We start from the raw sequence: 25,971 nt of genomic DNA, 5'->3' as shown, positions 1-25,971 counted from the left end.
CCGAGTGCATGACGCGTCTGTACCCAGGGCCTGCCATCGCGATGACAGTCCATCCATTTCAAGAACAATGAACATAGAAGAGATATCCGCATGCGCACGCTAGTGATCGAGCCCCTGAGCAAAGAAGCCTTCGCCCCTTTCGGTGACGTGATCGAAACCGACGGCAGCGACCACTTCATGATCAACAACGGTTCGACCATGCGCTTCCACAAGCTCGCCACGGTCGAGACCGCCGAGCCCGAGGACAAGGCGATCATCAGCATCTTCCGCGCCGACGCGCTGGAGATGCCCTTGACCGTGCGCATGCTGGAACGCCATCCGCTGGGCAGCCAGGCTTTCATCCCGCTGCTCGGCAACCCCTTTCTGATCGTGGTCGCGCCGGTTGGCGATGCACCTGTATCAGGCTTGGTCCGAGCCTTCCGCAGTAATGGCAGGCAGGGCGTTAATTACCATCGCGGCGTCTGGCACCACCCGGTGCTGACGATCGAAAAGCGGGATGACTTCCTGGTGGTTGATCGCAGTGGTTCCGGCAACAACTGCGATGAGCATTACTTCCCCGAGGAACAGATGTTGATCCTCAATCCCCACCAATAAGAAAAGGTCGGTCATCCAGAAGGGGCTGCACGACATGCTTCGAACGGCGATCAGAGGCGAACACAGACGGGAAACAGTCGGAATCGCGTCCGACTGGGCGAATGCCATGCGCATTGCACACCGGTTTGCAACGCAGCCTGATCGTCGCGCAGAAACATTTCGTGCAGTCCCCGGGTGGTGGCTGGCGAGAGGTTAATACTGTGGAAGCACACCTTCACGAATGGCTGAACCTGAGCATTCGCTGGGTTCACATGATCACTGGCGTCGCCTGGATCGGTGCATCGTTCTACTTCGTCTGGCTGGAAAACAACCTGAACCGGAGCAATCCGCGCGAAGGGCTGTCGGGTGACCTCTGGGCCATCCACGGCGGTGGTATCTACCACCTCGAGAAGTACAAGCTGGCGCCGCCGAAGATGCCCGAGAACCTGCACTGGTTCAAATGGGAAGCCTACTTCACCTGGATGTCCGGTATCGCCCTGCTCTGCGTGGTGTTCTACTGGAACCCGAGCCTGTACCTGCTGGCCCCCGGCAGCACCCTGAGCGGTGGCGAAGGCGTGGCCATCGGCATCGGTTCGCTGATCGCCGCCTGGTTCATCTACGACTTCCTGTGCGACTCGCCCCTGGGCAAGCAACCGGCCCTGCTCGGCGGCGTGCTGTTCGTGCTGATCATCGCCGCCTGCTGGGGCTTCAGCCTGGTGTTCAGCGGCCGTGGCGCGTACCTGCACACCGGCGCGATCATCGGCACCATCATGGTCGGCAACGTGTTCCGCATCATCATGCCGGCCCAGCGCCAGTTGGTGGCGGCGATCGAGAAGAACGAGACCCCGGACCCGGTACTGCCGGCCAAGGGCCTGCTGCGTTCGCGCCACAACAACTATTTCACCCTGCCGGTGCTGTTCATCATGATCAGCAACCACTTCCCGAGCACCTACGGCAGCCAGTACAACTGGCTGATCCTGGCCGGGATCGCAGTGGCCGCGGTACTGATCCGTCACTACTTCAACACCCGCCACGACAGCAACAAGTACGCCTGGACCCTGCCTGTCGGCGCCCTGGCGATGATCTGCCTGGCCTACGTGACCGGCCCCAAGCCGCTGCCGAGCGCTCCTGAGCAGGCCGCTGCCAAGGTCGAGTACCAGCCGTTGCCGGAAACCGCCGTCGGCGGCAAGACCGCTGCCGAGAAACGTGTCGAGGACGCCGCCAAGGCTGCCGAGGCACCGGCCGCGGCAGCCCAGGAACCTGCCCAGGCCAGCGCCCAGGCCAGCGGTGACAGTTTCGACAAGATCCACAATGTCATCCAGGAACGCTGCACCGTGTGCCACTCGTCCAAACCGACCAGCCCACTGTTCAGCGCCGCCCCTGCCGGCGTGATGTTCGACACCCCGCAGCAGATCCAGGCCCAGGCCGCGCGCATCCAGGCGCAGGCCGTCGCCAGCCAGATCATGCCGCTGGGCAACATCACCCAGATGACCGTTGAAGAACGCAAGCTGGTCGGCGACTGGATCGCCAACGGCGCGCGGGTCAACTGATCGAGGTACACCGTTTCACGACGTCAAGCTGTAAGTAGTGCGTTGCTAGCATCGAGCAGGCCTTCGGGCGGGAACCACGGGTATTCACGTGCGTACCCGCCGCCCGGAGGCCAACGCTTGGATCCGAGAATAAAAACAAAACTCGAGGTGCTGCATGTCCGAGTCACGCAAGGCGTACATCCCTGTTGCGCCCCCACGACAGCCCCTGCCCCTGTTCCAGCTGATCCTGGTGGGTCTGCAACATGTCCTGCTGATGTACGGTGGCGCCATCGCCGTGCCGCTGATCATCGGCCAGGCCGCCGGGCTTTCTCGCGAAGAAGTCGCTTTCCTGATCAACGCCGACCTGCTGGTCGCCGGCGTCGCCACCATGATCCAGTCGTTCGGCATCGGCCCGGTGGGCATCCGCATGCCAGTGATGATGGGCGCCAGCTTCGCCGCCGTCGGCAGCATGGTGGCCATGGCCGGAATGCCCGGCGTGGGCCTGCAGGGGATCTTTGGCGCGACCATCGCCGCCGGGTTCTTCGGCATGCTGATCGCGCCGTTCATGTCCAAGGTCGTACGGTTCTTCCCGCCCCTGGTGACCGGCACGGTCATCACCTCCATCGGTCTGTCGCTGTTCCCGGTCGCGGTCAACTGGGCCGGTGGTGGCCAGGACGCCAGCACCTTCGGCTCGCCGATCTACCTGATGGTCGCCGGCCTGGTCCTGGCAGTGATCCTGCTGATCAACCGCTTCATGCGGGGGTTCTGGGTCAATGTCTCGGTGCTGGTGGGCATGGGCCTGGGCTACGTGATCGCCGGCAGCATCGGCATGGTCGACCTGAGCGGCCTGAACGAGGCGCCATGGCTGCAGGTGGTCACCCCCCTGCACTTCGGCATGCCGACCTTCAGCCTGGCGCCGATCCTGTCGATGTGCCTGGTGGTGGTGATCATCTTCGTCGAGTCCACCGGGATGTTCCTCGCCCTGGGCAAGGTCACCGACCGCGAGGTCACCCCAGGCATGCTGCGTCGCGGCCTGATGTGCGACGCCGGTGCCTCGTTCGTGGCGGGCTTCTTCAACACCTTCACCCACTCCTCGTTCGCCCAGAACATCGGCCTGGTGCAGATGACCGGGGTACGTTGCCGCTACGTCACCGTGGTGGCCGGCGCGCTGCTCATCCTGCTCAGCCTGCTGCCCAAGGCGGCCTTCCTGATCGCCTCGATCCCGCCCGCGGTACTGGGCGGCGCGTCCATCGCCATGTTCGGCATGGTCACCGCCACCGGGATCAAGATCCTCCAGGAGGCAGACATCTCCGACCGACGCAACCAACTGTTGGTCGCGGTCAGCGTCGGCTTCGGCCTGATCCCGGTGGTCCGTCCGGAGTTCTTCGCGCAGATGCCACAGTGGATGGAACCCATCACCCACAGCGGCATCGCCATGGCGACCCTCAGCGCCCTGATACTGAACCTGCTGTTCAACATCCTCGGTGGCGCCGATCGCGCCGCGCACAACGACGCCTGCCACCAACACTGAAGTCCCTGTCACGGGGCAAGCCCGCTCCCACGCTGGATACACGTCCGCACGTGGGGGCGGGCTTGCCTCGCGAAAAGGCGACACCCTCATAAAAACAATAAGTAGGGAACCACTCCATGAAGCGCATCACCTCGTCCCTCCTGCTGGGCAGCAGCCTGCTGGCCACCCTCCCCGCCCACGCTGGCGAATGGCTGCAGTGGCACGGCGAAAGCCTGACCTACCTGTACGGCAAGGACTTCAAGATCAACCCCGATATCCAGCAGACCATCACCTTCGAACACGCCAACAAGTGGAAGTACGGTGACACCTTCCTGTTCATCGACAAGATCTTCTACAACGGCAAGGCCGACCCCGGCAAAGGCGTGACCACCTACTACGGTGAGTTCAGCCCGCGCCTGTCGTTCGGCAAGATCTTCGACCGCAAGCTGGCCTTCGGCCCGGTCAAGGACGTGCTGCTGGCCATGACCTACGAGCGTGGCGAGGGCGACAACGAGGCCTACCTGATCGGCCCCGGCTTCGACCTGGACATTCCCGGCTTCAACTACTTCACCCTGAACTTCTACGTGCGCAACACCGAGGGCAGCCGCCCGGGCGACAACGTCTGGCAGATCACCCCCGGCTGGTCGTACACCATTCCCGTGGGCAAGTCGGACATCCTGATCGACGGCTACATGGACTGGGTGACCGACAACGACCAGAACCGCCGCGGCACCTATCACGCCAACCTGCACTTCAACCCGCAGGTCAAGTACGACCTGGGCAAGGCCCTGAACCTGGGCGCCAAGCAGCTGTACGTGGGCTTCGAGTACAGCTACTGGAAGGACAAGTACGGCATCGACCACCGCGGCAACCTGGACAGCAATCAGAGCGTCGCCAGTGCCCTGGTCAAAGTGCATTTCTGATAACCTGACCGAACGCCCAAGTTTGTATCACCCTGCTCCAGGACGGAGCACTTGAGGCCCGGCGCGCAAGTGAGTAATCTGCGCGCCCCCTCGATCGGGGCAGGACGGAACCTGCCCGCGTTTGCTGACCTCCCGGTCAATGAATTCGGGTGGTTGGCCAACGTGTTGCCAGCCTGAAATACCCATTTCAACCGTTCAGAAAGCCGTCGAGCAGGACCGTTGCGACCAACCCGGAAAATGTTGGCACAACGCTTGCCAAACAGCTGTGGCCAATCGAAAAAAGCTGACTCAAAAGACAAGAACAGCGCCCGAGCGCTGACAACAGATTCAAATCCAGGGAGCGACACACGCAATGCGTACCATCAACAGCCTTATCCTCGCCGGCGGCCTGCTGGCCTGCGGCGCCAGCCAGGCCGGCGATCTGCTGCAATGGCAGAACAACAGCCTGACCTACCTGTGGGGCAAGAACTTCAAGGTCAACCCCGACACCCAACAGACCTTCACCTTCGAACACGCCGACGCGTGGAAATACGGTGACAACTTCATCTTCGTCGACAAGATCTTCTACCAGGGCAAGAAGGACGCCAACAACGGTCCCAACACCTACTACGGCGAGATCACCCCACGCCTGTCGTTCGGCAAGATCTTCGACCAGAAGCTGGAGTTCGGCCCGGTCAAGGACGTGCTGCTGGCCATGACCTACGAGTTCGGCGAAGGCGACACCGAAGCCTACCTGATCGGTCCCGGCTTCGACCTGGCAGTCCCGGGCTTCGACTACTTCCAGCTGAACTTCTACCAGCGCACCACCGAGGGCAGCCGTCCGGGCGACCGGGTCTGGCAGATCACCCCGGTGTGGTCGTACACCCTCCCCGTGGGCTCGTCCGACATCCTCATCGACGGCTACATGGACTGGGTGGTGGACAACGACGAGAACCGCCACGGCACCTACCAGGCCAACCTGCACTTCAACCCACAGGTCAAATACGACCTGGGCAAGGCCTTGCACATGGGTGAGAAGCAACTGTACGTCGGCTTCGAGTACGACTACTGGAAGAACAAGTACGGCATCAAGGACAGCGACGGCTTCACCACCGATCAGAACACCGCCAGCCTGCTGGTCAAAGTGCACTTCTGATGCCTGGAACGAAACAGCGCCTTTTTATCAAGGCGCTGTTTCTTTCAATATTGTAAGCATTACCCTATGGCTAACTAACACCCTTCTTTCCCGGAACAAAACCTGTCCTGCAAGTCAATAGCAGGCACGGCAGCGCCACCCCCGCCAACCACAAGATCGCCTCGACCTGGTGATGATCCAGCGTGCGCCGGATATCGAGCAGCAGCATCACGCCGTTGATCGACAGCGCAATGGCGAACATCCCGCAGCACCTGATCAAGGCCCCGAATCCCGTGCCTTGCAGCAGAAAATACAGACCCAGCGCGCCCCAGGCCAAGGCGGTACACAGGTACAGCGCCAGGTGATAGGCGCCATAAGTCAACACTTGGCCAAACATCCGACCTCCGCTCCAGTTGGGTAAAAGGAGCCGAACTATAAAGGTGAAAAATAATTTCGGAAATTTCATTTTTTTGACAAAACTTTTGCAAATAGACGATTAATCTCCTGGCCTCTCCGCCCCTATGGACATAGGCCATCTGCATGCGCACTTCGCTCGCCGCACCCTGGCGCTTTCTGCTGCATCTCTGCTCGACCTGGTTCGGCATCTTCCTGGTGACCCGCGTGATCCTGCTGGCCGCCCATGCCGACGAATTCAGCGGCAACTACTTCGCCGTGTTCGCCAGCGGTGCGCTGTACGACCTGACTTTCCTGGTCTATGCCGCCTTGCCGCTGGGCCTGTACCTGGCCCTGTGCCCCAATGGCGTGTGGCGCTCACGGCCCCACCGCTGGCTGCTGCACGGCGCACTGGCGGCGAGCCTGTTCCTGATGCTGTTCGTCGCCGTGGCCGAGTGGCTGTTCTGGGACGAATTCGGCGTGCGCTTCAACTTCATCGCCGTCGACTACCTGGTGTACTCCAAGGAAGTGCTAGACAACATCCGCGAGTCCTACCCGTTGCCGGCCCTGCTCGGCGGCCTGGCCGTCGCCGCGCTGCTGCTCACCCTGCTGCTGCGCCGCCCGCTGGCCGAGGCCCTCGACGCCCCCGTCGCCACTGCCCGCCAGCGCCTGGCCGGGATCGCGCTACTGAGCGCACTCGGCGCCTTGTCACTGCTGCTGGTCGACCAGCAGTTCCCCCGCGGCCAGGACGGCAACGCCTACCAGCGCGAGCTATCCAGCAACGGGCCGTACCAGTTCTTCGCTGCGTTTCGCAACAACGAACTGGATTACACCCAGTTCTACGCCAGCCTCGACGCCAACCAGGCCGGCGCGCAGATGCACCAGGAACTGGCCGCCGGCAACGCTCGCTTCGAAGCCCGCGAACCCCAGGACATCCGCCGCCAGATCAGCGCCAGCGGCCCGTTGCGCAAGCCGAACATCATCCTGGTGACCATCGAAAGCTTCAGCGCCAAGTACATGGGCAGCAACGGCAACCCGGAAAAGCTCACGCCCAACCTCGACGCCCTGCGTACCCAGAGCCTGTACTTCAACAATTTCTATGCCACCGGCACCCGCACCGACCGCGGCCTGGAAGCCATCACCCTGTCGATCCCGCCCACCCCGGGGCGCTCGATCGTCAAGCGCATCGGCCGCGAGAGTGGTTACGCCAGCCTCGGCCAGCAGTTGGCGGCGGTCGGCTATGACAGCGTGTTCGTCTATGGCGGGCGCGGCTATTTCGACAACATGAACGCATTCTTCAGCGGCAACGGCTACCGCATCGTCGACCAGAGCAGCGTCGATGAGAGCGAGATCAGCTTCAAGAATGCCTGGGGCATGGCCGACGAGGACCTGTACCGCCAGGCGCTGAAACTGGCCGACAGCGACCACGCCGCGCAGAAGCCGTTCTTCCTGCAACTGATGACCACCTCCAACCACCGCCCCTACACCTACCCTGATGGGCGCATCGACATCCCCTCCGGCGATGGCCGCGAGGGCGCGGTGAAATACACCGACCATGCCATCGCCCAGTTCCTGCGCCAGGCCCGGGAAAAACCCTGGTTCGACGACACCCTGTTCGTCTTCGTCGCCGATCACACGGCCGGTAGCGCCGGCAAGGAAGACCTGCCGGTCAGCAACTACCAGATTCCGCTGTGGATCTATGCGCCGAAGCTGATCACCCCGGGTGAGAACGCGACCCTGGCCAGCCAGATCGACCTGGCGCCGACCCTGCTCGGCCTGCTCAACCTGAGCTACACCTCGACCTTCTTCGGGCGTGACCTGCTGCGCGACGACGCCCTGGCACCGCGGGTACTGATCGGCAACTACCAGCACCTGGGCCTGTTCGACGGCAAGGACCTGGCCATCCTCAGCCCGCGTGGCGGCCTGCGCGTGCATGAGGACGCACTGGGCAACAGCCGTGAAACCCGGGTCGGCGAGGACAACCCGCTGGTACGTCGAGCGATCGCCTATTACCAGAGCGCCGCCCATGGTTTCAGCCAGGGGTTGCTGGCGTGGGCGGGGCAGAAGAAGGACATCGCGATCAATCCGTAAGGGCTGGGCAAGCTTGCCCCAGGTTGACGCCAGCCCCCGGCCATGGGGGCTGGCCGTATGATCAGCCCCTGATCGCCCGCCACAGCTTCGCCGCGACACTGACCACCACCAGCACCACGGCCCCGGCCACCACGCCAGTCACGCCATTGAGCAGGCCTGCGGTCAACGCCCCGCCATGTCCCTCGGCAAAGGCCTCGATAGCCTGGTGCAACGGCGCGATGCCGTGGACCAGAATGCCGCCGCCGACCAGGAACATCGCCGCGGTACCGACCACCGACAGCCCCTTCATCATGTAGGGTGCGGCGCGCAGGATGCCATTGCCGACGGCCCGGGACAGCCTCGAGGCCTTGGTGCTCATCCACAGTCCCAGGTCGTCGAGCTTGACGATGCCGCCCACCAGCCCATAGACGCCGAGGGTCATCACCACCGCGATGCCCGACAGCACGACGACCTGCTGCATGAGCGGCGCATCGGCGACGATGCCCAGGGTGATGGCGATGATTTCCGCCGAGAGGATGAAGTCGGTACGCACCGCGCCCTTGATCTTGGCCTTCTCATAGGCCACCAGGTCGACACTGGCATCGGCCAGCGCCTCCTTGCGTGCCGCCTGCTGCGCTGCGCCTTCGTCCTTGTCGTGGAGGAACTTGTGCGCGAGCTTCTCGAAGCCTTCGAAGCACAGATAGGCGCCCCCGAGCATCAGCAGCGGCGTCACCGCCCAGGGAATGAACGCACTGATCAGCAACGCCGCCGGGACCAGGATCGCCTTGTTCACCAGCGAGCCCTTGGCCACCGCCCAGACCACCGGCAGCTCGCGTTCGGCGCGTACGCCAGTGACCTGCTGGGCGTTGAGCGCCAGGTCGTCGCCCAGCACACCGGCAGTCTTCTTCGCCGCGACCTTGGTCATCAGCGAGACGTCGTCGAGCACCGTGGCGATGTCGTCGATCAACACCAGTAGACTGCTTGCGGCCATGTTGCCTGCTTCCTTTCGTGGGAAAACGCGGAGCATAGCGCCAGCCCGGCGGCCAGGCGAGCGCCCCTGGTCAATGCCCCGGGCCCGGTGCCTGCCAGCCGCCCCCCAGGCTCTGGATCAGGCCGACGCTGGCCTGGCTCAGCTGGCCCTGGGCGTCGCGCAGGTTCTGCTCGCTCTGCAACAGCAGCAACTGCTGGGTGACCACGGTCTGCAGGCTCGACACCCCGGCACGCTGCTGGGCCTGCTGGCTGGCGAACAACTGTTGGTTGCGCCGATGGATCTGCTGGTAGGTCTCGGCCTGGCGCTGCAGGTGATTGAACGCCGACAGGTTGTCCTCGACGTTCTGCAAGGCCGCCAGCACCGTGCCGCGATAGCTGGCCACGTCCTGGTCATAGCCGGCGTAGGCCTGCTTCAGCGTGGCCTCCCGGGCGCCGCCGTCGAACAGCGTGGCCGACAGCGCCGGGCCCAGGCTCCACACGCGGTTGGCCACGTTGAACAGGCCGCCCAGGCTGCTGCCGCGAAAACCCACATCGGCGGTGAGGTCCAGGGTCGGATAGAACGCCGCCTCGGCCACGCCGATGCGGGCATTGGCCGAGGCCGCGGTGCGCTCGGCGGCAATCACGTCAGGCCGGCGCAGCAGCAGTTGCGACGGCAGGTTCAGCGGCGGGTGCGGCACTGCGAAGGCGTAGTCTGTCCGCGGTGCCACGCTGAACTGCGCCGGCGCCTGGCCGACCAGCACCGCCAAGGCATGCTCGAACTGTTCGCGATTGCGCTGGGAGGTCTGCAAGGCGGCCACCACGTTGCTCAGCTGGTCCTGGGCCAGCAGGATCTGGTCATTGGAAGCCGTGCCCTGGAGGAAACTGGCCTGTGTCATGTCCAGCAACTGCTGGTTGAGACGCTGCTGTTGCTGCAACAGGTCGATGTCCAGATCGAACTGGCGCAGGCCCAGGTAGTTGCTGGCGACACTCGCGGCAATCGACAGGCGCACCCCGGCCAGTTGCGCATCGGACACCTGCGCCAGCGCTTCGCTCGACTCGATGCTGCGCCGGACCTGGCCCCACAGGTCCGGCTCCCAGCTGGCGCCGAGGCTCGCGCTGACCGTCTGCTGCACGCCCGTGCTGCTGCCGCTCGCCTGGCTAGCACCGCTGCCGCCCTCGCCCCGCGAGCCCGACAAGCCGACACTGACCGTCGGCCACAGGCCGGCCCGACTCAACGCCACCTGGGCCTGGGCCTGGCGATAGGCCGCCTGGGCCGCGACGATCGACTGGTTGGCCCGGGCGGCCTGCTCCACCAGCGCCGTCAATTGGGGGTCGCCGAACGCCAACCACCAACGGCTGTCCAGCGCGCCCTGCGGGTTGGCCACGGCGCGCTGCCACTGCCCACCCTCCTTGAACCCCTGCGGCAGCGCCATGGCCGGCTGCCGGTAGTCCGGGCCGACCATGCACGCTCCCAGGGCCAGGCACAGCGCCAACGGCGCGGTCATGCGCATCCTCATGATGAACGCTCCTTGCCCCAGCGCAGCCGGCCCGACAGGCGGTCCAGCCACAGGTAGATCACCGGTGTGCTGTACAGCGTCAGCAACTGGCTGAACAGCAGGCCGCCAATGATCGATATCCCCAGCGGACGCCGCAGCTCCGCGCCATAGCCGTTGCCGAGCACCAGCGGCAAGGCGCCCAGGGTGGCGGCCAGGGTGGTCATCATGATCGGCCGGGCGCGCACCAGGCAGGCCCGGCGGATCGCCGCGCGCGCCTCCAGCCCCTGCTCGCGGCGTTCGTTGATGGCGAAGTCGATCATCATGATGGCGTTCTTCTTGACGATGCCGATCAGCAGGATCACCCCCACCAGGGCGATGATCGACAGCTCGGTGCCGGTCAGCAGCAACGCGATCAGCGCACCGACGCCCGCCGAGGGCAAGGTGGAGAGGATGGTGAGTGGATGGACCAGGTTCTCGTAGAGGATGCCCAGCACGATATACACCGACAGCAGCGCCGCGACGATCAGCAACGGCTCGCTGGCCAGCGACGCCTTGAACACCTGGGCGGTGCCGGCGAACTCGCCGACCACGCTGGCCGGCATGCGCAACTGGGCGACGGCGGCATCCACCTGCGCGGTGGCCTCGCCGATGGAGACCCCGGGCGCCAGGTTGAACGAAGCGGTCACCGCCGGGAAGGTGCCCTGATGGTTGATGGCGATGGCGGTGCGCACCAGCGACTGGCTGGCCACCGCCATCAGCGGCACCAGCGGCGCGGCGGCGGTCTGCCCAGGCAGGTAGATGGCCTTGAGCGCCGCCGGATCGGTCCAGTAGGACGGCGCTAGGCTCATCACCACGTGGTACTGGTTGGCGGCACGGTACAAGGTCGAGACCTGACGCTGGCCGAAGGCGTCGTACAGCGCCTGGTCCACCGCCGCCATGCTCACGCCCAGGCGCGCCGCGGCATCCCGGCTGACCTGCAGGCGCGTCATCAGGCTGGCGTTCTGCTGGTCGGTGTTGACATCGGTCAGCTGTGGCAGGCCGCGCAGCGCCGCCACCACCTGCGGCACCCAGAGGTCCAGGGTGTCCTGGTCATCCGCGGTCAGGGTGTACTGGAACTGCGCGCCGCTCTGCCGCCCGCCGACGGTGATGTCCTGCACCGACTGCAGGTACAGGCGGGTGCCGGGCATGTCGCCCAGGGCATGGCGGATCTGCGCGATGACCTGGTCGGCGCTGGCCTGGCGCTCGCCTTTGGGCTTGAGGGCGATGAACAGCTGGGCGCTGTTGATCGCCCCGCCACCGCCACCGCCGCCTCCGACGAAACCGCCGACAGTCTCGACGTTGGGGTTGTTCGCCACCTGCTGGTTGATACGCCGGAAGTCGGCCTGCATCGCCGCGTAGGAGATGCTCTGCGAGGCCAGGATCGAACCTGACAGACGCCCGCTGTCTTCCTGCGGGAAGAAGCCCTTGGGCACCAGTGTGTACAGCACCACGGCCAGCACCAGTACCAGCAGCGTCACCACGCCCATCAGCCGCGCATGGTCGATCACCCAGCCCAGGCTGCGGTCGTAGAAACGGTGGAATACCGAGTCGGGGGTTTCGCTGCCGTGTTCGCCCCGGGGTGGCTGCAGCAGCACGCTGGCGAGCACGGGCGTGATGGTCAGGGAGACCAGCATCGAGATGCCGATCGACAGCGACAAGGTCACCGAGAACTCGCGGAACAAGCGCCCGACGATGCCCCCCATCAGCAACAAGGGAATGAACACCGCCACCAGCGACACGCTGATGCTCAGTACCGTGAACCCCACTTCGCGGGCGCCGTCGAGCGCCGCCTGCAGACGGGTCGCGCCACGCTCCAGGTGGCGCATGATGTTTTCCACCACAACGATGGCATCGTCCACCACGAAACCCGTGGAGATGGTCAGGGCCATCAGCGACAGGTTGTTGAGGCTGTAGCCGAGGAAATACATGCCGCCAAAGGTGCCGAGCAACGACAGCGGCACGACGATGGCCGGCACCAGGGTGCTGCGCCAGTCGCGGAAGAAACCGTAGGTCACCAGGGTCACCAGCGCGATGGCCGCCAACAGGGTGATCTCGACGTCCCGCAACGAGGCACGGATGGTGGTGCTGCGATCCATCAGCACACTAAGGCGGATGGTGGCGGGAATCGCCGCCTGCAGGAACGGCAGCTGTGCCTTGACCAGGTCCACCGTGTCGATCACGTTGGCACCCGGCTGCTTGAACAGCACCAGCAACACCGCCGGCTTGCCGTTGAACAGGCCGAAGTTGCGCAGGTCCTCGACATCCTCGCGCACCTGCCCCAGGTCACCGATGCGCACCAGGCTGCCATTGACATGCTTGACCACCAGCGGCGCGTAGTCGGCCGGGGTGTACAGCTGATCGTTGGCCGCCAGCACATGGGCCTGCCCGGCGATGTCCACGGTGCCCTTGGGCAGGTTGACATTGGCGCTGGCGATGGTCGAGCGCACCTGTTCGAGGCTCACGCCGTAGTGGTTCAGCCGGTCGGGATTGAGCTCGACCCGCACCGCCGGCAGGGCCGCGCCGCCCACCGTCACGTCACCGACCCCACGGGTCTGCAGCAGGCGCTGCTCCAGCAGCGTCGAGGCCACGTCGTACATCTGCGCCGGCGTGGCGCTGTCGGAGGTCAGGCCGATGATCAGGATCGGCGAGTCGGCCGGGTTGACCTTGCGGTAGGTCGGGTTGCCGGACAGATCGCTGGGCAGGTTGCTGCGCGCCGCGTTGATCGCCGCCTGCACGTCACGCGCGGCGCCATCGATATTGCGGTCCAGTTCGAACTGCAGGTTGATGCGGGTGGCGCCGAGGGTGCTGGACGAGGTCATCTGGGTCACCCCGGCGATCTGCCCGAACTGGCGCTCCAGCGGTGTCGCCACCGAGGTCGCCACGGTGTACGGGTCGGCCCCCGGCAGCGAGGCGCGCACGCTGATGGTCGGGAAATCGACCTCCGGCAGTGGTGCCACCGGCAGCAGGGTGAAGGCCAGCCCACCGAACAGCGCCAGCCCCAGCGCCAGCAAGGCACTGGCCACCGGGCGGCGGATGAACGGCGCACTGAGGTTCATCGCGGCGCATCCAGCAGCGCGCGGCGCCGGCCGAAGCGCTCGGCCAGGGCGTTCATCGCCAGGTAGATCACCGGCGTGCTGAACAACGTCAGCACCTGGCTCAGCAGCAGGCCGCCGATGATCGCGATACCCAGCGGGTGGCGCAGCTCGGAACCGACCCCGGTACCCAGCGCCAGGGGCACCGCGCCGAACAGCGAGGCCAGGCTGGTCATCAGGATCGGCCGCAACCGCAACTGCGCCGCCCGGCGGATCGCCGCCAACGGTTCGGCACCGTCACGGCGCTGCAGCTCGAGGGCGAAGTCGACCATCATGATGCCGTTCTTCATGACGATACCGATCAGCAGGACGATGCCGATCAGGCCGATGATGTCGAACTGGGTACCCGTCACCAGCAGTGCCAGCAACGCGCCAAGGGCCGCCGACAGCAAGGTCGAGAGGATGGTCACCGGGTGCACGAAGCTTTCGTAGAGGATGCCCAGCATCAGGTACACCACGACGATGGCGGCAGCCACCAGGAACGCCTGGTTGCCCAGCGAATCGGCAAAGGTCGCCGCCGCGCCCTCCAGCGACACCTGCACCGCCGCCGGCACGCCCAGCTCGGCCTCGATCGCCTTGAGCCGGTCGACGGCGGCGCCCAGGGTCTTTCCCGGCGCCAGGTTGAAGGCGATGTCGGCATAGGGAAACTGACCCAGCCGGTTGAGCGTCAGGGGGACCCGCTGCACCTGCTGACGAACCATGCTCGACAACGGTGCCACCCCGCCCTGGGGCAGGCTGACGTACAGCCCGGTGAGCAGATCGGCCAGGTTGCGCGGCGGGCGGTCGGTGACCATCACCACGTGGTACTGGTTGAGCTGGGTGTACAGCGTCGAGACCTGGCGCTGGCCGAACGCGTCGTACAGCACATCGTCGATGGCCTGGGGCGTGACGCCCAGCCGTGAGGCGGTGGCACGGTCGAAGTCCAGCTGGATCTGGTTGCCGAACTGCATGGCCTGGCTCTGCACGTCGGTGAAGGCCGAGTCCGCGCGGATCGCCGCCATCAACTTGCCGGTCCAGCGCTCCAGCGTGTCCATGTCGCTGGCCTGCAGGCCCAGCCGGTAGCTGGTGGTCGACACCGTGGCGTCGAGGGTCAGGTCCTGCACGCCATGCAGGTACAGGCGGATGCCGGCGTCGTCGGCATTGGCATCGGCCAGTCGCCGGATCACCGCCGCGCTGCTGTCGCGCTCGCCCCGTGGCTTGAGGTTGATCAGCAGGTTGCCCTGGTTCAGCGTCGGGTTGTTCTGGTCGATGCCGACGAACGACGACAGGCTCTGCACCGCCGGGTCGCGCAGGATCCGCGCGGCCAGGCGCTGCTGTTCGTCCTGCATGCGCTGGAAGGAAATGCTCGGCGCCGCCTGGGAAATGCCCTGGATCAGGCCGGTGTCCTGCTCGGGGAAGAAGCCCTTGGGCATGACCAGCAGGGTCAGCAGGGTCAGGGCGCCAGTGCACAGCACCGACAGCAGCGCCAGGCCACGATGGGCCAGGACCCAGTCCAGCCCGGCCAGGTAGCGTCGCTCCACCCGGCTGAACAGGTCGGGACCTGGCTGGCGCGGGTGCCGGCGCAGCATGCGCGCGCAGAGCATCGGTGTCAGGGTCAGGGTGATCAGCGCCGAGATGACGATGGTCACCGCCACGGTCATGGCGAACTCGCGGAATAATCGGCCGACCACATCGCCCATGAACAGCAGCGGAATCATCACCGCGATCAGCGCCACCGACAGCGAGACGATGGTGAAGCCGATCTGCGCCGAGCCCTTGAGCGCCGCTTCGAGCGGCGTGTCGCCGGCCTCCAGGTAGCGGGTGATGTTCTCGACCATGACGATGGCGTCGTCGACCACGAAGCCGATGGAAATGGTCAGCGCCATCAGGGTCAGGTTGTTCAGCGAAAACCCCAGGGTGTAGATCACCGCCAGGGTGCCGACCAGGGTCAGCGGCACGGTCAGCGCCGGAATCAGCGTCGCCGCCAGGCTGCGCAGGAACAGCAGGATCACCAGCACCACCAGCACCACCGCCACGCCGAGCTCGAACTGTACGTCGCTGACCGAGGCCCGGATGGTCTGGGTGCGGTCGGTGAGCACCGTGACCTTCAGCGTCCCCGGCAAGCTGGCGCGCAGGGTCGGCAACAGGCGTTGCACCCGGTCGACCACCTCGATCACGTTGGCGCCGGGCTGGCGCTGGATGTTCAGCACGATGGCCGGCGTGCTGTCGGTCCAGGCCGCCTGGTGCGGGTTCTCCGGCCCGAGGATCGAACTGGCGACCTGGGACAGCCGGATCGCCGCACCATTGCGGTAGGCGATCACCAGGTCGCGGTAGTCCTCCGGGTTCTGCAACTGGTCGTTGGCGCCGATGGAATAGGCCTGGTAGCGACCGTCGATATTGCCCTTGGCCTGATTGACGTTGGCGCTGCCCAGTACCGTGCGCAGGTCCTCCAGCGACAGGCCGAGGGTGTTCAGCGCCGAGGTGTTGGCCTCGATGCGCACGGCCGGGCGCTGGCCGCCGCTGATGGTGACCAGGCCGACCCCGGCGATCTGCGAGATCTTCTGTGCCAGACGGGTGTCGGCCAGGTCCTGGACCTTGGTCAGCGGCAGCACGTCGGAGGTCAGCGACAAGGTCAGCACGGGGGCATCGGCCGGGTTGACCTTGCTGTAGACCGGCGGGTACGGCAGGTTGGCCGGCAGGAAGGTGCCGGCGGCGTTGATCGCCGCCTGTACCTCCTGCTCGGCCACATCCAGTGACAGCGACAGGTCGAACTGCAAGGTCACCACCGAGGCGCCGTTGCTGCTGGTCGAACCCATCGAGCGCAGCCCCGGCATTTCGCCCAGTTGGCGCTCCAGCGGCGCGCTGATCGAGGAACTGATCACCTCGGGGCTGGCGCCAGGGTACTGGGTGAAGACCTGGATCGTCGGGTAATCCACCTGTGGCAGCGCCGACACCGGCAGCAGGCGATAGCCGAGGATGCCCAGCAGCAGCACGGCGAACATCAGCAGGCAGGTGGCCACCGGCCGCTCGACGAATGGCCGTGAAATGTTCATGGCCATCGCCTCACGGCGCCACCACCTTGATCGGCGAAGCGTCGTCGAGCTTGTCGGCGCCGTCGGTGATCACCTGCTCGCCGGGCCGCACGCCCTCGTCGAGAATCGCCGTCAGCTCGCCACTGACCGGCCCGCTGCGTACATGGCGCAATTGGGCCTTCTGCCCCTGGACCACGAACAGGAAGTCGCCCTGGCTGCCGTGCTGGATGGCGCGAGTCGGCACCACCGCGACCTGGCGCAGGGTGTCGGCCTCGAGCCGGGCGTTGACGAACTGATTGGGGAACAGCCGGTTGCCGCTGTCGTCGAAGCGCGCCTTGACCTTGACCGTGCCGGTGGTGGTGTCGACCTGGTTGTCCAGTGCCAGCACACTGCCGCGGGCCAGCAGCCCGCGCTTGTCACGGTCATAGGCCAGCACGCTGACCGGCCCCTTGGCCATGGCCTGGTGGATCCGCCCCAGGTCATCCTCGGGCACGGCAAACACCACCATCGCCGGGCGCATCTGGGTGATCACCGCGATCGGGGTCGTGCTGGTGGTGCTGACGTAGTTGCCCGGATCGACCTGGCGCAGACCGACCACGCCATCGACCGGCGACCTGATGGTGCAGTAGCCCAGTTGCACTTCAAGATTCTGTACCGCGCCCTGGTCGGCGGCGACGGTGCCGGCCAGCTGCTGCACGGTGGAGACCTGGGTGTCGACGGTCTGCTGGCTCACCGAGCCCACCCCGATCAGTTCGCGAAAGCGCACGAGGTCGCGGCGTGCGTTGTCGAGCACCGCCTGGTCATGGGCCAGCACGCCACGGGCCTGGGCCAGCTGGGCCTTGAGCGTGCGGTCGTCGATCCGCGCGATGACCTGGCCCTCGCGCACTGCCTGGCCCTCCTCGAACGCCACCGCCGCGAGGATGCCGTTGACCTGCGTGGTCACGCTGACGCTGCGGGTCGGCGTCACCGTACCCAGCGCATCGATGTACACCGGCACGTCCTGCAGCGCCACGCCGACCGCCGTCACCGGCTCGCCGACCGGGCCGGCAGGCTTGTGCTGGCGCGGGCCGGAAATCAGCAGCCAGGCCAGCACCCCCAGCAGGGCCAGGCCGGTCAGGCAAAGGAGCCATCCATATCGCGCACGTTTGCCGTTACCCACGACAATGCTTCCTGTCCGTTCGAACCCAATGTCCCGACCGCCCAGGCACTGCGCTGGCCAGCAAAGAGCCAGCTCCAGGGGTCATCGAGATCAAACTCTAGCAGCACGTTGGCAGGTTGCCGCCCGGCGTGGACTCCGTTCAGCCTGGCGACAGGCGCCCGCGACTGCGCCTGGCCTGTGCCCCGGCGGTGTTCGGTGCTACCATCCGCGCTCGCAGCGTCAAAGGATCGCCAGCACCATGAGTACCATTCGCGAGCGCAACAAGGAGCTGATCCTGCGCGCAGCCAGTGAAGAGTTCGCCGACAAGGGCTTCGCCGCCACCAAGACCAGCGATATCGCGGCCAAGGCCGGCCTGCCCAAGCCAAACGTCTACTACTACTTCAAGTCGAAGGAAAACCTCTACCGCGAAGTGCTCGAGAGCATCATCGCGCCGATCATGCAGGCGTCGACGCCGTTCAACGCCGACGGTGATCCGAAAGAGGTGCTGAGCGCGTACATCCGCTCGAAGATCCGCATTTCCCGCGACTTGCCCCACGCCTCCAAGGTGTTCGCCAGCGAGATCATGCACGGCGCGCCGCACCTGTCGCCAAGCCAGGTCGAGCAGCTCAACGAGCAGGCGCGGCACAACATCGAATGCATCCAGCGCTGGCTCGAGCGCGGACAGATCGCCCACGTCGACCCGCACCACCTGATGTTCAGCATCTGGGCGGCCACGCAAACCTACGCGGACTTCGACTGGCAGATCGCCGTGGTGACCGGCAAGGCCAAATTGGCCGACAGCGACTACGACGCTGCAGCCGAGACCATCATTCGCCTGGTGCTCAAAGGCTGCGAGCCCGAGGCGGCCTGAGATAACGCCAGTGCAGGACAGGCCCGCCCCCACGCATTGCCTTGGAGTCGCGTGGGCGCGGGCAGGCCCCGCGATCATGGCAACGTATCAGGCCACTACCCCGGCATCCGCTGCCAGCCCCGCCTCCTCGATCGCATTGATCGCGCATTGCTCATCGATATCCGACGTATCCCCGCTGATCCCCACTGCCCCCAGCACCTTGCCGTCCTGATCGCGAATCAGCACGCCACCCGGCGCCGGCACCACCGGCCGCTCGCCCAGGCCATTGAGCGCGGCGAAGAACGCCGGCCGTTGCTGCGAGTCCAGCGCCAGCAGGCGTGAACCCTTGCCCAGGGCTACTGCCCCCCAGGCCTTGCCAATCGCCACCTGCGGCCGCAGCAGGCTGGCGCCGTCCTCGCGCTGCAGCGCCAGCAGGTGCCCGCCGGCATCGAGCACGGCCACGGTCAGCGGCGCGGCGTTGATCTTGCGGCCGGCGGCCAGCGCGGCGTTCACCACGCCAACGGCGACTTTCAGGGTCAATGCGGTCATGAAAAGGTCCTCTTCTTGTTGTGAGAAGCCCTGAGGGCAGTTGAAAACCAATAGACAAGATAGAACACAACAAAGGCACGAGTTGTATACAATTTTTTAGACCAATTTACTCGCATGCGACGAAATGCCGCCTTTAGCGGGCATGACCGACAAGTCAAAGCCGCCGACGAAAATGGATTGACCTTTTGCGCCGAGCATGAATACACTCTGCCGCAACGCAAGTTGTATACAATTACAAAATCGATGAGGCACAAACCATGAGCAAAATGAGAGCAATCGATGCAGCCGTTCTGGTCATGCGCCGTGAAGGTGTAGAGACGGCGTTCGGCATTCCAGGGGCTGCCATCAACCCGCTGTACTCGGCCCTGAAGAAAGTCGGTGGCATCGATCACGTCCTCGCTCGCCACGTCGAAGGTGCCTCGCACATGGCCGAGGGCTACACCCGTGCCAACCCGGGCAACATCGGCGTGTGCATCGGCACCTCCGGCCCTGCCGGCACCGACATGGTCACCGGCCTGTACAGTGCCTCGGCCGACTCCATCCCGATTCTCTGCATCACCGGCCAGGCCCCACGCGCCCGCCTGCACAAGGAAGACTTCCAGGCCGTCGACATCACCAGCATCGTCAAGCCGGTGACCAAGTGGGCGACCACCGTACTGGAGCCGGGCCAGGTGCCCTACGCGTTCCAGAAGGCCTTCTACGAAATGCGCACCGGCCGCCCAGGCCCGGTACTGATCGACCTGCCGTTCGACGTGCAGATGGCCGAGATCGAATTCGACATCGACGCCTACGAGCCGCTGCCGGTGCACAAGCCGGCCGCCACCCGCGTCCAGGCCGAGAAAGCCCTGGCCCTGCTCAATGACGCCGAGCGTCCGCTGCTGGTGGCCGGTGGCGGCATCATCAACGCCGACGCCAGCGACAAGCTGGTCGCGTTCGCCGAGCTGACCGGCGTGCCGGTGATCCCGACCCTGATGGGCTGGGGCACCATTCCAGACGATCACGCGCAGATGGTCGGCATGGTCGGCCTGCAGACCTCGCACCGCTACGGCAACGCCACCCTGCTCAAGTCCGACCTGGTGTTCGGCATCGGCAACCGCTGGGCCAACCGCCACACCGGATCGGTCGACGTCTACACCGAAGGCCGCAAGTTCGTCCACGTCGACATCGAGCCGACCCAGATCGGCCGCGTGTTCACCCCGGACCTGGGGATCGTTTCCGATGCCGGCAAGGCCCTGGATGTGTTCCTCGAAGTGGCCCGCGAGTGGAAAGCCGCCGGCAAGCTCAAGGACCGCAGCGCCTGGCTGGAAGACTGCCAGCAGCGCAAGGCCAGCCTGCAGCGCAAGACCCACTTCGACAACGTGCCGGTCAAGCCGCAGCGCGTGTACGAAGAGATGAACCAGGTGTTCGGCAAGGACACCTGCTACGTCAGCACCATCGGCCTGTCGCAGATCGCCGGCGCACAGTTCCTCCACGTGTACAAGCCGCGTCACTGGATCAACTGCGGCCAGGCCGGCCCACTGGGCTGGACCATCCCGGCCGCCCTCGGCGTGGTCAAGGCCGACCCGGCGCGCAAGGTGGTCGCGCTGTCCGGTGACTACGACTTCCAGTTCATGATCGAGGAATTGGCGGTGGGCGCGCAGTTCAACCTGCCGTACGTCCACGTGCTGGTGAACAACGCCTACCTCGGCCTGATCCGCCAGGCCCAGCGTGGTTTCGACATGGATTACTGTGTACAACTGGCGTTCGAGAACATCAACGCCACCGACGCCGCCACCTACGGTGTCGACCACGTCGCCGTGGTCGAAGGCCTGGGCTGCAAGGCCATCCGCGTGTTCGAGCCGGCCGAGATCGTCCCTGCCCTGCTCAAGGCGCAGAAAATGGCCGAGGAGTTCCGCGTACCGGTGGTGGTCGAGGTGATTCTCGAGCGTGTGACCAACATTTCCATGGGCACCGAGATCAACGCGGTCAACGAGTTCGAAGACCTCGCCCTGGTCGGCAACGACGCGCCGACCGCCATCTCGCTGCTGGACTGATCGCCTGACGCCCCCAGGCACCGCCTGGGGGCCCTCATCGCAAGGAGACAACCCATGCCTCGCTTCGCTGCCAACCTGTCCATGCTGTTCACCGAACAGGACTTCCTGGCCCGCTTCAAGGCTGCCGCCGACGCCGGCTTCAGCGGTGTCGAATACCTCTTCCCGTACGATTTCAGCGCCGCCGAGATCAAGCAGCAGCTCGACGCCCACGGCCTGACCCAGGTGCTGTTCAACCTGCCGGCCGGCGACTGGTCCAAGGGCGAGCGCGGCATCACCTGCCACCCCGACCGCGTCGAGGAGTTCCGCGCCGGGGTCGACAAGGCCATCGAGTACGCCAAGGTGCTGGGCAACACCCAGGTCAACGCCCTGGCCGGCATCCGCCCGCAAGGCCCGGACTGCGCCACCGTGCGCAAGACCTTCGTGGAAAACCTGCGCTACGCCGCCGACAGGCTCAAGGCCGCCGGGATCCGCCTGGTCATGGAAATGATCAACACCCGCGACATCCCCGGTTTCTACCTGAACACCACCCAGCAGGCGCTGGAGATCCAGGCCGAGGTGGGCAGCGACAACTTGTTCCTGCAGTACGACATCTACCACATGCAGATCATGGAAGGTGACCTGGCGCGGACCATGGAAACCAACCTGAAGCTGATCAACCACATCCAGCTGGCCGACAACCCGGGCCGCCACGAACCAGGCACCGGCGAGATCAACTACCGCTTCCTGTTCGAGCACCTGGACCGCATCGGCTACCAGGGCTGGGTGGGCGCGGAATACAAGCCCAAGACCACCACTGAAGCCGGCCTGGGCTGGCTGAAGACCCACAACGTTATCTGATGAGGCCCGCTCCCACGGAGCCACGAACAAATACAAAAGAGGCATATTCTCATGGCTAAAATCGGTTTCATCGGCACCGGCATCATGGGCAAGCCCATGGCCCAGAACCTGCAAAAGGCAGGTCACAGCCTGTTCGTCTCCACCCACCACGACGCCGCCCCGGCCGACCTGGTCGCCGCCGGCGCGGTAGCCCTGGCCAACCCGAAAGAGGTTGCCCAGGAAGCCGAGTTCATCATCGTCATGGTGCCGGACACCCCGCAGGTCGAAGCCGTCCTGTTCGGCGAGAACGGCGTCGGCGCGGGCGTCGGCCCGAACAAGGTGGTGATCGACATGAGCTCGATCTCCCCTACCGCCACCAAGGCCTTCGCCGAGAAGATCAAGGCCACCGGCGCCGCCTACCTGGACGCCCCGGTATCCGGCGGCGAAGTCGGCGCCAAGGCCGGCACCCTGAGCATCATGGTCGGCGGTTGCCCGAAAGCCTTCGAGCGTGCCCTGCCGCTGTTCGAAGCCATGGGCAAGAACATCACCCGCGTCGGTGGCAACGGTGACGGCCAGACCGCCAAGGTCGCCAACCAGATCATCGTCGCCCTGAACATCCAGGCCGTCGGCGAAGCCCTGCTGTTCGCCGCCAAGAACGGCGCCGATCCAGCCAAGGTGCGCGAAGCGCTGATGGGCGGCTTCGCCTCGTCGAAGATCCTCGAAGTGCACGCCGAACGCATGATCAAAGGCACCTTCGACCCGGGCTTCCGCATCAACCTGCACCAGAAGGACCTGAACCTGGCCCTGCAGGGCGCCAAGGAGCTGGGCATCAACCTGCCCAACACCTCCAACGCCCAGCAAGTGTTCAGCACCTGCGTGGCGCTGGGCGGCGGCAACTGGGACCACTCGGCGCTGATCAAGGGCCTGGAGCACATGGCCAACTTCTCGATCCGCGACGACAAATGACTTGAGTCCAGATCCACACCCATGAGCCTGCGACCACGGCTCATGGGTGCCCCGAGCAACACCCGCCCCTGGTTCGGCCTGCACGGAGGCAGTTCCAGGGGCGTTTTCGATTCTGCAGAACAACAATAAATGGGAGCCTGCCATGTCGGTCGATCCACAAGAACTCCTGCGTGAGCTGTTCGACACAGCCATCGCCGCCGCCCACCCCCGCCAGGTCCTCGAACCCCACCTGCCTGCCGACCGCAGCGGCCGGGTCATTGTCATCGGCGCCGGCAAGGCCGCCGCCGCCATGGCCGAAGTGGTCGAGAAAAGCTGGCAGGGCGAAGTCCGCGGCCTGGTCGTGACCCGCTACGGCCACGGCGCCAACTGCCAGAAGATCGAGGTGGTCGAAGCCGCCCACCCGGTCCCCGACGCCGCCGGCCTGGCCGTGGCCAGGCGTGTGTTGGAACTGGTCAGTGATCTCGACGAAAACGACCGCGTCATCTTCCTGCTGTCTGGCGGCGGCTCCGCGTTGCTGGCGCTGCCCGCCGAGGGCCTGACCCTGGCCGACAAGCAGCAGATCAACAAGGCGCTGCTCAAATCCGGCGCCACCATCGGCGAGATGAACTGCGTGCGCAAGCACCTCTCGGCGATCAAGGGCGGCCGCCTGGCCAAGGCCTGCTGGCCAGCCACCGTCTATACCTACGCGATTTCCGACGTGCCCGGCGACCTGGCCACCGTCATCGCCTCCGGCCCCACCGTGGCCGACCCGAGCACCTCGGCCGAGGCCCTGGCGATCCTCAAGCGCTACAACATCGAGGCACCACAAGCGGTCATCGACTGGCTCAACAACCCGGCCTCGGAAACCGTCAAGGCCGGCGACCCGGCGCTCGCGCGCAGCCACTTCCAGCTGATCGCCAAGCCCCAGCAGTCGCTGGAAGCCGCCGCAGTCAAGGCCCGCCAGGCCGGCTTCAGCCCGTTGATCCTCGGCGACCTCGAAGGCGAGTCGCGCGAGGTGGCCAAGGTCCACGCCGGCATCGCCCGGCAGATCGTCCTGCACGGCCAGCCACTGAAAGCGCCCTGCGTGATCCTCTCCGGCGGCGAGACCACCGTCACCGTGCGCGGCAACGGCCGCGGCGGGCGTAATGCCGAGTTCCTGCTCAGCCTCACCGAAAGCCTCAAGGGCCTGCCGGGCGTCCATGCCCTGGCCGGCGACACCGACGGCATCGACGGTTCGGAAGAGAACGCCGGTGCCTTCATGACCCCGGCCAGCTACGCCCGCGCCGAGGCCCTGGGCCTGTCGGCCAGCGACGAGCTGGACAACAACAACGGCTATGGCTACTTCGCCGCGCTCGACGCGCTGATCGTCACCGAGCCGACCCGCACCAACGTCAACGACTTTCGCGCCATCCTGATCCTCGAGACCGCCCAATCATGACGCCTGACAAAAAAGTGAAAATCCTCGCCACCCTCGGGCCTGCGATCAAAGGCATCGATGACATCCGCCAACTGGTCGAAGCCGGAGTGAACATCTTCCGCCTCAACTTCAGCCACGGCGAACACGCCGACCACGCCCTGCGCTACCAGTGGATCCGCGAGGTCGAGCAACAGCTGAACTACCCGCTGGGCATCCTCATGGACCTGCAAGGGCCGAAACTGCGGGTTGGCCGCTTCGCCGACGGCAAGGTCCAACTGCAACGCGGCCAGGCCCTGCGCCTGGACCTGGACAAGACCCCGGGCGACAGCCGCCGGGTCAACCTGCCGCACCCGGAGATCATCGCGGCCCTCGAGCCTGGCATGGACCTGCTGCTCGACGACGGCAAGCTGCGCCTGCGCGTGACCGCCAAGCACAGCGATGCCATCGACACCGAAGTGCTCAACGGTGGCGAGCTGTCCGACCGCAAGGGCGTCAACGTGCCGCAAGCGGTGCTCGACCTCTCCCCGCTCACCGAGAAAGACCGCCGTGACCTGGCCTTCGGCCTGGAACTGGGTGTGGACTGGGTGGCGCTGTCGTTCGTGCAGCGTCCTGAAGACATCGTCGAGGCGCGCCAGTTGATCGGCGACCGCGCCTACCTGATGGCCAAGATCGAGAAGCCTTCCGCGGTCGAGCAACTGCAGGCCATCGCCGAGCTGTCCGACGCGATCATGGTCGCCCGCGGCGACCTGGGCGTGGAAGTACCGGCCGAGAGCGTGCCGCAGATCCAGAAACGCATCATCGGCACCTGCCGCCAGCTGGGCAAGCCGGTGGTGGTGGCGACCCAGATGCTCGAGTCGATGCGCTTCTCGCCGGCGCCGACCCGCGCCGAGGTCACCGACGTGGCCAACGCCGTGGCCGAGGGCGCCGACGCGGTGATGCTGTCGGCCGAGACCGCCTCGGGCGACTACCCGCTCGAAGCGGTGCAGATGATGAGCAAGATCATTCGCCAGGTGGAGAACGGCCCGGACTACCAGGCCCAGCTCGACGTCGGCCGGCCCAAGGCCGAGGCCACCGTGTCGGATGCCATCAGCTGCGCGATCCGGCGCATCAGCGGCATCCTGCCTGTGGCGGTGCTGGTCAACTACAGCGAGTCGGGCGCCTCGACCCTGCGTGCCGCGCGCGAGCGGCCACGGGCACCGATCCTCAACCTGACACCGAACCTCGACACCGCGCGCCGCCTGAGCGTGACCTGGGGTGTGCACTCGGTGGTCAACGACCGCCTGCGCCAGGTCGACGAAGTAGTCTCCACCGCTCTTGAAATCGCCCAGGCCCAGGGCATGGCCAGCCGTGGCGACACACTGCTGATCACTGCTGGTGTGCCTTTCGGCAAGCCGGGCTCGACTAATACACTGCGGATCGAGACGCTGTTGTAACCACTGACCTGTCAGCTGGTTTCACCCCGCGATGGCGCAGCCCTTGTCGGCGCCATCGCGGGGCAAGCCCG

General features: G+C 65.6%; 19 protein-coding genes. 12 read left to right on the top strand and 7 right to left on the bottom strand.

The annotated features are described in order from the left end of the window. The first annotated feature begins 90 nt into the window (after positions 1–90). The 5 genes from F3J43_RS16465 to F3J43_RS16445 all read left to right on the top strand — a co-directional run bounded on the left by F3J43_RS16465 (position 91) and on the right by F3J43_RS16445 (position 5,670). On the top strand, positions 91–594 hold the full coding sequence (locus F3J43_RS16465; protein WP_166888674.1) for an ureidoglycolate lyase: 504 nt from the start codon (positions 91–93) through the stop codon (positions 592–594). 200 nt (positions 595–794) lie between these two features. Further along, positions 795–2,123, top strand: a complete 1,329-nt coding sequence (locus tag F3J43_RS16460; RefSeq protein ID WP_166888672.1) for a urate hydroxylase PuuD — start codon at positions 795–797, stop codon at positions 2,121–2,123. 154 nt (positions 2,124–2,277) lie between these two features. Further along, entirely contained in the window at positions 2,278–3,633 is a 1,356-nt protein-coding gene (locus F3J43_RS16455) for a nucleobase:cation symporter-2 family protein (RefSeq protein ID WP_166888669.1), read from the top strand. Between the two features lie 116 nt (positions 3,634–3,749). Continuing rightward, entirely contained in the window at positions 3,750–4,535 is a 786-nt protein-coding gene (locus tag F3J43_RS16450; protein ID WP_166888666.1) for an outer membrane protein OmpK, read from the top strand. A gap of 352 nt (positions 4,536–4,887) precedes the next feature. After that, on the top strand, positions 4,888–5,670 hold the full coding sequence (locus F3J43_RS16445) for an outer membrane protein OmpK (protein ID WP_166888663.1): 783 nt from the start codon (positions 4,888–4,890) through the stop codon (positions 5,668–5,670). 70 nt (positions 5,671–5,740) lie between these two features. Here the strand turns inward: F3J43_RS16445 and F3J43_RS16440 are convergent, their stop codons facing one another. After that, entirely contained in the window at positions 5,741–6,046 is a 306-nt protein-coding gene (locus F3J43_RS16440; RefSeq protein WP_166888660.1) for a hypothetical protein, read from the bottom strand. A 143-nt stretch (positions 6,047–6,189) separates the two neighbouring features. Here F3J43_RS16440 and F3J43_RS16435 point away from each other — a divergent pair, with 143 nt between their 5' ends. Beyond that, entirely contained in the window at positions 6,190–8,133 is a 1,944-nt protein-coding gene (locus F3J43_RS16435) for an LTA synthase family protein (protein WP_166888657.1), read from the top strand. Positions 8,134–8,194: 61 nt separating this feature from the next. On the opposite strand, the gene F3J43_RS16430 is transcribed toward F3J43_RS16435, so the two are convergent. The 5 genes from F3J43_RS16430 to F3J43_RS16410 all read right to left on the bottom strand — a co-directional run bounded on the left by F3J43_RS16430 (position 8,195) and on the right by F3J43_RS16410 (position 17,878). Further along, on the bottom strand, positions 8,195–9,103 hold the full coding sequence (locus tag F3J43_RS16430; RefSeq protein WP_166888654.1) for a DUF808 domain-containing protein: 909 nt from the start codon (positions 9,101–9,103) through the stop codon (positions 8,195–8,197). A gap of 70 nt (positions 9,104–9,173) precedes the next feature. Beyond that, a complete protein-coding gene (locus F3J43_RS16425) occupies positions 9,174–10,598 on the bottom strand; it encodes an efflux transporter outer membrane subunit (protein WP_166888651.1) in 1,425 nt (474 codons plus the stop codon). Then, positions 10,595–13,672 (bottom strand): efflux RND transporter permease subunit, encoded by a 3,078-nt coding sequence (locus F3J43_RS16420; protein WP_166888648.1) that lies wholly within the window; start codon positions 13,670–13,672, stop codon positions 10,595–10,597. The genes F3J43_RS16425 and F3J43_RS16420 overlap by 4 nt, the downstream gene beginning before the upstream one ends. Continuing rightward, positions 13,669–16,746: an efflux RND transporter permease subunit gene (locus F3J43_RS16415; RefSeq protein WP_502706613.1), complete on the bottom strand. Its 3,078-nt coding sequence runs from the start codon at positions 16,744–16,746 to the stop codon at positions 13,669–13,671. The genes F3J43_RS16420 and F3J43_RS16415 overlap by 4 nt, the downstream gene beginning before the upstream one ends. A 4-nt stretch (positions 16,747–16,750) precedes the next feature. Next, positions 16,751–17,878, bottom strand: a complete 1,128-nt coding sequence (locus F3J43_RS16410; RefSeq protein ID WP_166888642.1) for an efflux RND transporter periplasmic adaptor subunit — start codon at positions 17,876–17,878, stop codon at positions 16,751–16,753. A 238-nt stretch (positions 17,879–18,116) separates the two neighbouring features. On the opposite strand from F3J43_RS16410, the gene F3J43_RS16405 reads away from it, so the two are divergent. Next, positions 18,117–18,728, top strand: a complete 612-nt coding sequence (locus F3J43_RS16405) for a TetR/AcrR family transcriptional regulator (RefSeq protein ID WP_166888639.1) — start codon at positions 18,117–18,119, stop codon at positions 18,726–18,728. A gap of 87 nt (positions 18,729–18,815) precedes the next feature. Here the strand turns inward: F3J43_RS16405 and F3J43_RS16400 are convergent, their stop codons facing one another. Next, the gene (locus tag F3J43_RS16400) at positions 18,816–19,256 is read right to left on the bottom strand and encodes a GlcG/HbpS family heme-binding protein (RefSeq protein ID WP_166888636.1); all 441 of its coding nucleotides are present in this window, start codon (positions 19,254–19,256) and stop codon (positions 18,816–18,818) included. A gap of 257 nt (positions 19,257–19,513) precedes the next feature. On the opposite strand from F3J43_RS16400, the gene gcl reads away from it, so the two are divergent. From gcl to pyk, 5 genes are all read left to right on the top strand, one after another. Continuing rightward, entirely contained in the window at positions 19,514–21,289 is a 1,776-nt protein-coding gene (gene gcl / locus F3J43_RS16395) for a glyoxylate carboligase (protein WP_166888633.1), read from the top strand. Between the two features lie 54 nt (positions 21,290–21,343). Continuing rightward, complete coding sequence (gene hyi / locus F3J43_RS16390) at positions 21,344–22,126, top strand: hydroxypyruvate isomerase (RefSeq protein WP_166888629.1); 783 nt, start codon at positions 21,344–21,346, stop codon at positions 22,124–22,126. 51 nt (positions 22,127–22,177) lie between these two features. Next, complete coding sequence (locus F3J43_RS16385; RefSeq protein ID WP_166888624.1) at positions 22,178–23,071, top strand: 2-hydroxy-3-oxopropionate reductase; 894 nt, start codon at positions 22,178–22,180, stop codon at positions 23,069–23,071. A 142-nt stretch (positions 23,072–23,213) separates the two neighbouring features. Beyond that, positions 23,214–24,488: a glycerate kinase type-2 family protein gene (locus tag F3J43_RS16380; protein WP_166888621.1), complete on the top strand. Its 1,275-nt coding sequence runs from the start codon at positions 23,214–23,216 to the stop codon at positions 24,486–24,488. Continuing rightward, entirely contained in the window at positions 24,485–25,900 is a 1,416-nt protein-coding gene (gene pyk, locus F3J43_RS16375; RefSeq protein ID WP_166888618.1) for a pyruvate kinase, read from the top strand. Before F3J43_RS16380 ends, pyk begins: the two co-directional genes overlap by 4 nt. The last annotated feature ends 71 nt before the right edge of the window (positions 25,901–25,971 follow it).

Source organism: Pantoea sp. Cy-639 (genome assembly GCF_011752525.1).
Lineage (GTDB): Bacteria > Pseudomonadota > Gammaproteobacteria > Pseudomonadales > Pseudomonadaceae > Aquipseudomonas.
This window is presented reverse-complemented; position numbering and strand designations above follow the sequence as displayed.

Excerpts from the sequence above, each read along its gene's own strand:
- F3J43_RS16465 (WP_166888674.1), top strand. The coding sequence starts at position 91 with ATGCGCACGCTAGTGATCGAGCCCCTGAGCAAAGAAGCCTTCGCCCCT.
- F3J43_RS16455 (WP_166888669.1), top strand. The coding sequence starts at position 2,278 with ATGTCCGAGTCACGCAAGGCGTACATCCCTGTTGCGCCCCCACGACAG.
- F3J43_RS16450 (WP_166888666.1), top strand. The coding sequence starts at position 3,750 with ATGAAGCGCATCACCTCGTCCCTCCTGCTGGGCAGCAGCCTGCTGGCC.
- F3J43_RS16445 (WP_166888663.1), top strand. The coding sequence starts at position 4,888 with ATGCGTACCATCAACAGCCTTATCCTCGCCGGCGGCCTGCTGGCCTGC.
- F3J43_RS16440 (WP_166888660.1), bottom strand. The coding sequence starts at position 6,046 with ATGTTTGGCCAAGTGTTGACTTATGGCGCCTATCACCTGGCGCTGTAC.
- F3J43_RS16435 (WP_166888657.1), top strand. The coding sequence starts at position 6,190 with ATGCGCACTTCGCTCGCCGCACCCTGGCGCTTTCTGCTGCATCTCTGC.
- F3J43_RS16430 (WP_166888654.1), bottom strand. The coding sequence starts at position 9,103 with ATGGCCGCAAGCAGTCTACTGGTGTTGATCGACGACATCGCCACGGTG.
- F3J43_RS16425 (WP_166888651.1), bottom strand. The coding sequence starts at position 10,598 with ATGAGGATGCGCATGACCGCGCCGTTGGCGCTGTGCCTGGCCCTGGGA.
- F3J43_RS16420 (WP_166888648.1), bottom strand. The coding sequence starts at position 13,672 with ATGAACCTCAGTGCGCCGTTCATCCGCCGCCCGGTGGCCAGTGCCTTG.
- F3J43_RS16415 (WP_502706613.1), bottom strand. The coding sequence starts at position 16,746 with ATGGCCATGAACATTTCACGGCCATTCGTCGAGCGGCCGGTGGCCACC.
- F3J43_RS16405 (WP_166888639.1), top strand. The coding sequence starts at position 18,117 with ATGAGTACCATTCGCGAGCGCAACAAGGAGCTGATCCTGCGCGCAGCC.
- F3J43_RS16400 (WP_166888636.1), bottom strand. The coding sequence starts at position 19,256 with ATGACCGCATTGACCCTGAAAGTCGCCGTTGGCGTGGTGAACGCCGCG.
- gcl (WP_166888633.1), top strand. The coding sequence starts at position 19,514 with ATGAGCAAAATGAGAGCAATCGATGCAGCCGTTCTGGTCATGCGCCGT.
- hyi (WP_166888629.1), top strand. The coding sequence starts at position 21,344 with ATGCCTCGCTTCGCTGCCAACCTGTCCATGCTGTTCACCGAACAGGAC.
- F3J43_RS16385 (WP_166888624.1), top strand. The coding sequence starts at position 22,178 with ATGGCTAAAATCGGTTTCATCGGCACCGGCATCATGGGCAAGCCCATG.
- F3J43_RS16380 (WP_166888621.1), top strand. The coding sequence starts at position 23,214 with ATGTCGGTCGATCCACAAGAACTCCTGCGTGAGCTGTTCGACACAGCC.
- pyk (WP_166888618.1), top strand. The coding sequence starts at position 24,485 with ATGACGCCTGACAAAAAAGTGAAAATCCTCGCCACCCTCGGGCCTGCG.